The organism is Pseudomonas gebzensis (assembly GCF_034427815.1).
Classification (GTDB): Bacteria; Pseudomonadota; Gammaproteobacteria; order Pseudomonadales; family Pseudomonadaceae; genus Aquipseudomonas.
The window spans coordinates 339,362-349,471 of sequence record NZ_JAXQNS010000007.1; the positions used below are offsets into that span (position 1 = coordinate 339,362).

8 protein-coding genes are annotated in these 10,110 nt (G+C 62.8%); 6 read left to right on the forward strand and 2 right to left on the reverse strand.

Annotated elements, in window-relative coordinates:
- Positions 1-3: 3 nt before the first annotated feature.
- Genes SJI00_RS15750 through SJI00_RS15765 form a run of 4 tightly spaced genes read left to right on the forward strand, consistent with a single transcriptional unit; the run spans position 4 to position 3,570 of the window.
- Positions 4-888, forward strand: coding sequence for a DUF6625 family protein (locus tag SJI00_RS15750; RefSeq protein ID WP_322462624.1), 885 nt, complete (start codon positions 4-6; stop codon positions 886-888).
- On the forward strand, positions 885-2,036 hold the full coding sequence (locus SJI00_RS15755; RefSeq protein ID WP_322462625.1) for a glycosyltransferase: 1,152 nt from the start codon (positions 885-887) through the stop codon (positions 2,034-2,036). Before SJI00_RS15750 ends, SJI00_RS15755 begins: the two co-directional genes overlap by 4 nt.
- Positions 2,033-2,917 carry a glycosyltransferase gene (locus SJI00_RS15760; RefSeq protein ID WP_322462626.1) on the forward strand — a complete coding sequence of 295 codons (885 nt, stop codon included), beginning with the start codon at positions 2,033-2,035 and terminating at the stop codon, positions 2,915-2,917. Before SJI00_RS15755 ends, SJI00_RS15760 begins: the two co-directional genes overlap by 4 nt.
- Positions 2,918-2,931: 14 nt before the next feature.
- A complete protein-coding gene (locus tag SJI00_RS15765; RefSeq protein ID WP_322462627.1) occupies positions 2,932-3,570 on the forward strand; it encodes a CatB-related O-acetyltransferase in 639 nt (212 codons plus the stop codon).
- Here the strand turns inward: SJI00_RS15765 and SJI00_RS15770 are convergent.
- Both SJI00_RS15770 and SJI00_RS15775 read right to left on the reverse strand, forming a co-directional pair.
- Positions 3,553-4,761 (reverse strand): acyltransferase family protein, encoded by a 1,209-nt coding sequence (locus SJI00_RS15770; RefSeq protein WP_322462628.1) that lies wholly within the window; start codon positions 4,759-4,761, stop codon positions 3,553-3,555. The genes SJI00_RS15765 and SJI00_RS15770 overlap by 18 nt on opposite strands.
- Before the next feature lies 1 nt (position 4,762).
- Positions 4,763-6,616, reverse strand: coding sequence for an O-antigen ligase family protein (locus SJI00_RS15775; RefSeq protein WP_416221052.1), 1,854 nt, complete (start codon positions 6,614-6,616; stop codon positions 4,763-4,765).
- A 151-nt stretch (positions 6,617-6,767) separates the two neighbouring features.
- On the opposite strand from SJI00_RS15775, the gene msbA reads away from it, so the two are divergent.
- A complete protein-coding gene (gene msbA, locus SJI00_RS15780) occupies positions 6,768-8,573 on the forward strand; it encodes a lipid A export permease/ATP-binding protein MsbA (RefSeq protein WP_322462630.1) in 1,806 nt (601 codons plus the stop codon).
- A 129-nt stretch (positions 8,574-8,702) separates the two neighbouring features.
- Positions 8,703-10,110, forward strand: a 1,408-nt coding sequence (gene hldE / locus SJI00_RS15785; RefSeq protein WP_322462631.1) for a bifunctional D-glycero-beta-D-manno-heptose-7-phosphate kinase/D-glycero-beta-D-manno-heptose 1-phosphate adenylyltransferase HldE, incomplete at its 3' end; no start/stop codon positions are given.

A 10,110-nucleotide genomic window follows, 5' to 3' on the forward strand; every position in this document is an offset into this window, starting at 1 on the left:
GACATGAAGTCACCGACACCGAGCGTTGTTTTCGTCATTCCCTATTTCGGCAAATGGCCGTTCTGGATGCCGTTCTTTCTGGAAAGTTGCCGCCGCAACCCGGACATCGACTGGCTGCTGTTCAGCGACTGCGGCGTCGTCGAAGACCTGCCGGCAAACGTGCACATCGAGCCGATCAGCTACGCTGCGTACTGTCGGCTGGTCTCGCGTCGGCTCGACATCGACTTTGCCCCCGTCAACGCCTACAAGCTCTGTGATATCAAACCTGCGTTGGGTTACATCCATGAAGAACACCTCAAGGGCTATGACTTCTGGGCCTTCGGTGACCTTGACCTGGTGTACGGCGATCTACGCGCCTATTTCACCAACCAGCGTCTGGCCAGCCGCGACTTTTTTTCCACCCATGCGCGTCGTGTGGCAGGCCATCTGTGCCTGATGCGTAATACCCCGTGCAAGCGTGAGTTGTTCATGCGCATGCCCAACTGGCGCGAGCGTTTCTGCGACGAGACCCACCACGCGCTGGACGAAGGCACGTTCAGCCGGCTGTTCCTGCGCCGCAAGAACCTGCCCGAGCCGCTGTTCACACTGCTCGGCCAGTTCAACTCGCTGCGTCGACGCAGTGAATTCGTCGAGGCCTACAGTACCCCCAATGGGTGCATTCCCTGGCACGACGGCAGCAAGACCTTTCCCACGCGCTGGTATTGGAACGACGGGCGAGTGAGCAACGATCTGGACCGCCAGCGGCTCTATCCTTATTTCCATTTCGCGTGCTGGAAACGTAACCAGTGGTCAGCACTCGCGCAACCCGATGCGGACGACGTGCGTCGGCTTGCGGCGTCGGCACGTTGGGTCATCAGTGACCGCGGCTTTCATCAGGACGACCTATGAAACAGCGTTACAAAGTCCTGCAACTGCAGCCGGACTACAACATCAAGCAGCATGATTTCGCCGACCTCGCCGAACAGGTGTTCAAGGCGCTGCCAGCCGAGCGCTTCGCGACCACCATGGCCTTTCTCAAGGGCAGGCCCGAGCCCGGCCAGCCGGTCAGCCGCGCCGATCACTCGGTGTATTTCGAGTTTTCCGACAAGGCGCTCAAAGGCATGCGCCTGAAGGCGCTCTGGCAGGTGTTCAAATTCTGCCGTCGAGAGCAGTTCGACGTGGTCATCTGCAACCGCTTCAAGCCGGTGAACATGATGCTGCAGCTCAACCGCTGGTTGAAGATCCCACTGTGCATCGGGATCTCCCACGGTTTCGGCGAATACGACAGGCTCTATCGCCGCCGTCAAACCCGGCGCCTCATCGATCGGCGCTGGCAGTTCGTCGGTGTTTCCCCAGCGGTCAGGCAGTACCTGATCGATTGCCAGTGCGGCTTTACCGAGCACAACACCCATGGCATCACCAATGCCATCGACATCGAGCAGGCCGCAGGGCTGCAGCTGTCGCGCAGCGAGGCGAGGACGCAGTTGGGGCTGTCTCAGGACGCACGGCTGATCGGTGCGCTGGGCCGTCTGGTGCCGGTGAAAGGGCACACGTACCTGATCCAGGCGTTCGCCGCCTTGCAGGGTAAATACCCTCAAGCGCAGTTGGCGATCATCGGCGCGGGCCGTGAACAAGCCCGCCTGCAGGCTGAAATCGAGCGTCTGGGCCTGGCCGGGCGCGTTCATCTACTGGGGTTTCGCGAGAACGCCCTGCAGTACGTGCGCGCCTTCGACCTGTGGGCCATGCCGTCGCTGGCAGAGGGGTTGGGGCTGGCGCTGCTCGAAGGCATGAGCGGCCATCTGCCGGTGATCGCCAGCGATGTGCCGGCGATGCTGCCGTTGATCCAAGGCGCAGGAGGGTTGGCGGTCAAGCCTGCCGATGTCGATAGCCTCACGGCGGCGTTGGACAGCTACCTGGCCCTCGACGACCAGGCCCTGCGCAGCAAAGGTGAGCAAGCCTATGCCTACCTGACCCAAGAACACGATATCGAGGTCTTCCGCCAGCACTACCTGCGGCTGATCGAGTCTGGATTGTCTGCTGCCAAGGAGCCGCAATGAGTACCCAGCGACCCCTGGTGACGGTGATCATCGCCTCCTACAACCACGGCCCCTATATCGAGGAAAGTATCCTCAGCGTGCTGGGCCAGACCTACCCCAACATCGAGCTGCTGGTGATCGACGACGGCTCGACCGATGACAGCGTCGAGCGCATCGAGCGCCTGCAGGCGCAACACGGCTTCGATTTTCGCGTACAGCAGAATCAGGGGCTGACCTACACGCTCAACGCTGCCGTCGAGCGGGCACGTGGCGAGCTGGTCGCCCCGTTCGGCTCCGATGACGTCATGCTCCCCGAGCGTATCGCCGTGCAGGTCGACTACATGGCTGACAAGCCAGAGGTTGGCATCTGCTGCGGCAACATCGAGCTGATCGACAGCGAAGGCAAGCTGTTCCCCGAAGCCCGTCAACGGCGCGACATTGCGTTCCGACGCATGGACTTCGACGATATGTTCCTCGAGCGCAAGGCCTATCCGCCCGCCCCGACGCTGTTGCTGCGCCGCCAGGCGTTGTTGGACGTCGGTGGCTTCGACCCGCAGATCCGTCTGGAAGACCTGCTGATCGAACTGAAGATCACCCGCGCCGGTTACTTCATCGATGGTCTGAACGTGGTGATGGCGCGCTATCGCAAACACGCGACCAACTCCTATCGCAATCATCGCTTCATGATCGAGAACATCCTGCGCACCTATGCGCTGTTCGCCGATCACCCGGCCTACGAACAGGTCAAGTTCAAAGCCCTGAACTCGATGTTCCTGAAAGTCGCCAACCGTGATCGGCAGCTGGCCCGCGAGCTGCTGGCGCAGATTCCGTTGCGCGCGTTCAACCGCAAGACCTGGCGGGGGCTGGGTCGGCTGTATTTTTCCCCGCTCGAACGGCACTAAACGAGGACACAGCAGTGGGATGGTGGTCGCGATTTCTGCAAAAACGCGCCAAGCGCGCGATTCGTAAGTTGCCGGCAAGCGAACGCGGGCAGGCGCGCTTCGCCGCGCGTTACCCGCAGTACGCGTTTGGCGTGGGCAGCTATGGCATGCCGCAGGTGCACGACTGGCAGGAGGGCGCCAGCCTGCGTATCGGCGCCTACTGCTCGATTGCCGAAGGTGTGCAGATTTTCCTGGGCGGGCATCACCGTACCGAGTGGGTCAGCACGTATCCGTTTCCGGCGATGATGAAGGAGGCGGCGCACATCGAGGGCTATGCCTTCAGCCGCGGTGACGTCGTGATCGGTAACGATGTCTGGCTCTGCTCGAACTGCAGCATTCTTTCTGGTGTGCAGATCGGCAGTGGTGCGGTGATCGCTGCCGGTGCGGTGGTCACCCGCGACGTGCCGCCCTACGCGGTGGTCGGCGGCAACCCGGCGACGCTGTTGCGCTGGCGGTTTTCCGAGGAGGTGCGTGAGGCATTGCTCGCCTCGGCCTGGTGGTCCTGGCCGGTGGAGGAAATCGGGCGCGTCTCGGAGAAACTCTGCAGTGATGACATTCAGGCGTTTCTCGACTACGCCCGCCAGCGTGCAGATCGTTCAGCGCCCCTCGCTTGAGGCTGCCGCCGCGCTGACCTTCGGCGCGGGCGAGCGCTTGGCCCAGCGTTTGCCCAGGGCAATGCCCGGCTTTTCGAACAGCAGGTAGGTCGCGCTGCTGAGAACGACCAATATCACGCAACCCACGGCGATCACGCCGATGAACGGCCAAGGCGCGTCCATGGCAAATCCCCACTGCGGATAGAGCCGGTAGACCAGCCACCACAACACGAAACCGTGCAGCAGGTAGGTGCTGTAGCTCACTTCGCCCATCCAGCGTGCACTGCGCAGGCTGAGCGCACCGAGCAGGTCGTTGCCGGAAACGATGATGCAGAAGGCCAGGCTCAGCAGCAGCAGGGGGAAGACGGCAAAGGTCTTGCTCAACAGCGTCAGCACCACCACCAGCAACGCCAGCGCCACCCAGGTGCCGGCTCGGCTGCGCGACCAGGCCAGCAGTGCGGGGCGCCTGACCCAGTAGACCGCCGCGATCCCACCCAGAAAACTCAGCAGGTACTTCTTCTTCAGCGCATGCTCCAGGCCCACCACCTGGGCCAGCAGATAGAGCCCGACAAGACAGCCCAGGGTGGTCCACAGCGTGCCGCGATACAGCAGGATCAGGCCCAGCAGGGGCAGCGCCAGGTAGAAGTAGGCCTCATAGATCAGCGTCCAGGTGACGTTGGAGATCAGGTTGCCGGTGCCGCTCACCAGGTTGATGTCCGGGCGGTGGAAGAGCAGCCACTGCGCGATCTGCTTGAGCAGTTGCAAGGGTTCGCTGCGCAGTTGCCAATGCTGCAGGTAGAACACCGTCACCAGCACGGCCGCCAACAACGGCAAGTACAGCGGATAGAGCCGCAGCGCCCGGGAAATGGCGAAGGCGCGCCAGTCGAAATCACGCCGCTGCCTGGACAGCCGATCCCAGAACAAAAAGCCGGTGATCATGAAGAACAGCGCCACCCCGACCTGGCCGATCTGCGCGAAGAAGCGCTCCGGCGGCATGCCGATCTGCCCGGTTTGCTGGTAGTGCCAGGCAATTGCAGCGTGGTGGATGAACACGCCCAAGGCCAGGTAGCCGCGCAGTCCATCCAGGCTCGCCCAGCGGCCAGCGGCAGGTGCGAGGTTTTTCGCGACCAGCGGCAGGCGCAGCAATAGCCCCGCCGTGAGGAAGGCCAGTGCGTAGGTGAGCGCCGACAGCAGTGGGGCGAGGTACGCCATGTCAGTGTACCGTTCCGGCGGGCAGGCTCACGTAGGCACGCAAGGCTTGGCTCATGGCCTTGTCTGCGCCGTGGGCATAGCCCTCGAGCAGCGCCTCGACGTTCTCTTCGAACAGCCAGTGACGGTCTTGCGGGTAGCGCTGCATGTGCCGCAGATTGCGGCGGCGCAGATTTCCCGGCAGGGCAGAAGGGCGCATGCGCATGTCGGCCAGGTCAATCAAACCGAAGTCACCCGTGTCCAGCAGCAGCACGTTGCCCAGGTGCAGCGAGCGGAAGTACACGCCGTGCTCATGCAGCGCCGCGATGAAGTGGCCCAGGCGCCGCACCAGCGCCTGTCGCTCGGCCGTCGAGCTGCAGCCCTCCAGTGCCTGGCGCAGCGTACGCCCTGGTAGCGGGGTGTACTGCACGCCCTGACTGCCGTCGGCATAGCTGATAAGCCTCAGCACTGGAGGTGTGGCGATGCCTAGCAGGGCCAGTTGCTGCCCGTTGAGGACGAAGCGTTGCGCATAAGGGTACAGGCTGCCCCAGGTGTACCACGGGCGGCGTCGGAACAACTTGAGGAAGCTGCCATCGTGCAACTGCAGCACCTTTGGGCCCAGGCCATCTTCCTCGATGACTCGCGCAGCGTTGGCCAGTTGTTGTGCCTGTGCCGGGTTGAGTCGCACCTGTGCGGCCAGGACCAGGCGTCCACTGCGCCGGGCGATGTGCAGGCCGGCCAGCAGGGCAAGCGGAATCCACAGCAGGAACCAGTGCTCCTTGGGCCGCGAGAGAATGCCGCCGCCTTCGGTGAGCCCTGCGCCGATGCCGAACATCAGCAAGGTCGAGGCCAGCCGGAAGGCCGCGCAGGTGCGGTGCTTCCAGCCGTAGTAGAGCGCGCATCCGAGCATACCGATCCAGGGCAGGAAGCCGATGATGCCCACGCTATGAAGCACGCCCAGAGCGAAGTTGTGCGGCTCGGTCAGCACGTAGCCCAGGCCGACATCGAAGCCCATGGGGGCGTCGTAGCCGTGGCCGAACACTGGATGGTCGAGAAAGCGATCCCAGGCGAGTTGCCAGATGTCGAGGCGCGAAGACGTGCCACGGTCGGTGATCAGGTGGGGCGCACAGAGGTAGATAAGTGCAAGCGCCACAGGTGCGGCGGCGACCAGCGCAATGGAGCGACGATCCAGGCGCAGCAGGGCGATCCAGTTCACCACCAGCACCAGGGCCAACAGCGGCGTTCTGGAGCCTGTGGCCAAGACCGCCGCCAGCATGACCGCGAAGCCGGCCAGGTACACGGCAATCAGGCTCAAGCGCTTGCAGTCCAGCGCCATGCACAGCCAATAGACGCAGAAAAAGCCGTACAGGTGCGAGCTCAGCAGCGGGTTGTCCAACGCCCCGGCGCCGATGAACCGTGCGCCGGGTGTGTAGCCGCTGGCGAACGCCGGCAGGTCGCGCAGCACGGCCAGCAGCGCCAGCGTTGCGGCGCCGAGTAAAATCGGCTTCAACGTTTCCGGGCGATACAGCAATAGCAATGCGACGCCCATGAACAGCATGAGGGTATGCAGCGGCCGCTTGATCAGGTCCGAAAGGCTGGTGGTGGGCGACCATAAAAGGCTGAGCAGGGCGAAGCCTGCGAACAGCATGAACAGAATCACCAGGGGTTCGCGCAGCAGGACCAGCAACGCGCGTGGACGCGCGCACACCGCCAGCAGGGTCGGAATGCTGAACAGCCCGTAATACAGCTTGTGGTAAGGGCTGCGGTCAGGCAGGAAAAACAGTGCACTGAGCAGCACGAGCAAACCTGCCGGGAGCACCCAGAGGCAGACCAGATCAAAAAAACGATTGCCAGTGCTGTTGAGACTGATGGGAGGCATAAAGTGTAGGCGCTGGGGCAAAGGGACGAGGATGTTACCTCACCTCGTAGGCCATTGCTTTGGGTATGGCCCAATCGCCTCGCTGGATTCACCGACGTGCGAACTTGGCTGTGATAAAGTCACTCCCCCATTTTTTGACACATCTCGTGATATGACAGACGCCAGTGGCTCCGCCAGCCCATCGAGCATGAAGATCTATTTCCGTCTACTCGGCTACGTGCGGCCGTACATCGGCCTGTTCCTGCTAAGTATTCTGGGCTTTCTGATTTTCGCATCGACGCAGCCCATGCTGGGCTACATCCTCAAGTATTTCGTCGACGGCCTCTCCAATCCGAATGCCGCGCTGTTTCCCAACGTCCCTTACCTGCGCGACCTGAACCTGCTGCATACCGTGCCGGGGCTGATCATCCTGATCGCCGCCTGGCAAGGGCTGGGCTCGTTCCTGGGCAACTACTTTCTGGCCAAGGTATCGCTCGGCCTGGTGCACGACCTGCGCGTGCAACTGTTCGACAACCTGCTGAACCTGCCCAATCGCTATTTCGACCAGCACAACTCCGGGCACCTGATCTCGCGCATCACCTTCAACGTGACCATGGTCACCGGCGCTGCCACTGACGCCATCAAGGTCGTGGTCCGTGAGGGCATGACGGTGATCTTCCTGTTCATCTCGTTGCTCGTGATGAACTGGCGCCTGACCCTGGTCATGGTGGCCATTCTCCCGCTCATCGCGCTGATGGTCGGGCGAGCCAGCCGCAAGTTCCGCAAGCAGAGCAAGAAGATCCAGGTGGCCATGGGTGATGTCACCCACGTCGCTTCGGAAACCATCCAGGGCTATCGCGTGGTGCGCAGCTTCGGCGGTGAAGCCTACGAAAGCGACCGCTTCGTCAAGGCCAGCCAGAGCAACACCGACAAACAGCTGCGCATGACCCGTACCGGCGCCATCTATACGCCGATGCTGCAATTGGTCATCTACATCGCCATGGCGGTCTTGATGTTCCTGGTGCTTTACCTGCGTGGCGATGCGTCGGCAGGCGACATGGTCGCTTACATCACGCTCGCCGGCCTGCTGCCCAAGCCGATTCGTCAGCTGTCGGAAGTCAGCTCGACGATCCAGAAAGGGGTGGCCGGTGCGGAAAGTATCTTCGAGCAGCTCGACGAGCCAACGGAAAAAGATGAAGGCAAGGTCGAGCGTGACGCCGTCAGCGGTCGTCTGGAAGTGCGCAACCTGAGCTTTACCTACCCAGGCACCGATCGCCAGGTGCTGACGGATATCGACTTCACCGTCGAGCCTGGGCAGATGGTGGCGCTGGTCGGTCGATCGGGCAGTGGCAAGTCCACCCTGGCCAGTCTGATCCCGCGGTTCTACCACCACAGCAGCGGCGAAATTCTGCTGGACGGCGTGGAAGTCGAGGACTTCAAGCTGATCAACCTGCGCAAGCACATTGCCCAGGTGACTCAGCACGTCACCTTGTTCAGCGACACCATTGCCAACAACATCGCCTATGGCGACCTGGCCGGTGCGCCGCGCGCCGACGTCGAGGCAGCAGCCCAGGCGGCCTATGCCAAAGACTTCGTCGATCAGTTGCCACAAGGCTTCGACACCCAGGTCGGTGAGAACGGCGTGCTGCTGTCCGGCGGCCAGCGTCAACGCCTGGCGATTGCCCGGGCACTGCTCAAAGATGCGCCATTGCTGATTCTGGACGAGGCCACCTCGGCGCTGGACACCGAATCGGAGCGGCATATCCAGGCCGCCCTTGACCACATCATGCGGGGCCGCACCACGCTGGTGATCGCCCACCGCCTCTCGACCATCGAGAAGGCCGACATGATTCTGGTCATGGATCAAGGGCGTATCGTCGAGCGCGGTAACCATGCAGCACTCATGGCACAGGCAGGCTATTACGCACGCCTGCACACCTTGGGGCTCGATGCGCCGACCAAGGCCGACATCACCTGAAACGGTCCTGACGGGGCCTTCACGGCCCCGCTGTTGCGCGGACATCTGCACACGTGATCTGGCGTTAAAGCCGCCATCTGCCCTGTGCTAATATCCCGCCCCTGTTCATTTTTTACATATGGGTTGCCCATGAAGTTGTCCATGCCGCGTTTCGATCAAGCCCCGGTTCTGGTGGTCGGCGATGTCATGCTCGACCGCTACTGGCATGGCGGTACTTCGCGCATTTCTCCCGAGGCGCCGGTGCCTGTGGTCAAGGTCGATCAGATCGAGGACCGTCCCGGCGGCGCGGCCAACGTTGCGCTCAACATTGCGGCCCTCGGCGCCCCGGCGTCCCTGGTCGGCGTCACCGGCCAGGATGAAGCGGCCGACAGCCTGGCCAACAGCCTGCATGCCGCCGGCGTGCGTTCGGTGTTCCAGCGCATCGCCCACCAGCCAACCATCGTCAAGCTGCGGGTCATGAGCCGCCATCAGCAATTGCTGCGCATCGATTTCGAAGAGCCGTTCGCCACCGACCCACTGTCGTTGGGCAGTGAGGTCGAAGCGCTGCTCGAAGGCATCAAGGTGCTGGTGCTGTCGGATTACGGCAAGGGCGCGTTGAAGAACCATCAAAGTCTGATTCTGGCTGCCCGCGCGCGCAACATCCCGGTGCTGGCCGACCCCAAGGGCAAGGATTTTTCGATCTACCGCGGCGCCAGCCTGATCACCCCGAACCTCAGCGAGTTCGAGAACGTCGTCGGTCGCTGCGCCGATGAGGCCGAGCTGGTCAGCAAAGGCGTGCAGCTGCTGCGTGACCTGGATCTGGGCGCTGTGCTGGTGACCCGTGGCGAACACGGCATGACCCTGCTGCGTCTCGACCATCCACCGCTGCACCTGCCGGCACGTGCCCGTGAAGTGTTCGACGTCACCGGTGCCGGCGATACCGTGATTTCCACGCTGGCCGCCGCAATCGCCGCCGGTGAGGAACTGCCCCATGCCGTGGCCCTGGCCAACCTGGCGGCCGGCATCGTGGTCGGCAAGCTGGGTACGGCGGCCATCAGCGCCCCGGAGCTGCGCCGCGCCATTCAGCGCGAGGAAGGCTCCGAGCGCGGCGTGCTGGGTATCGAGCAGTTGCTGCTGGCCATCGATGATGCCCGCGCGCACAACGAAACCATCGTCTTTACCAACGGCTGCTTCGACATCCTGCATGCCGGCCACGTGACCTACCTGGAACAGGCCCGCGCGCAAGGGGATCGCCTGATCGTGGCGGTCAACGATGATGCTTCGGTCAGCCGCCTCAAGGGCCCGGGCCGGCCGATCAACAGCGTCGACCGGCGCATGGCGGTGCTGGCAGGTCTGGGGGCGGTGGACTGGGTGATCAGCTTTGCCGAAGGCACTCCGGAAAACCTGCTCAAGCAGGTCAAGCCTGACGTGCTGGTCAAGGGCGGCGACTATGGCATCGACCAAGTGGTTGGCGCCGACATCGTCAGCGCCTATGGCGGCACGGTGAAAGTGCTGGGCCTGGTGGAGAACAGCTCCACCACGGCCATTGTCGAGAAGA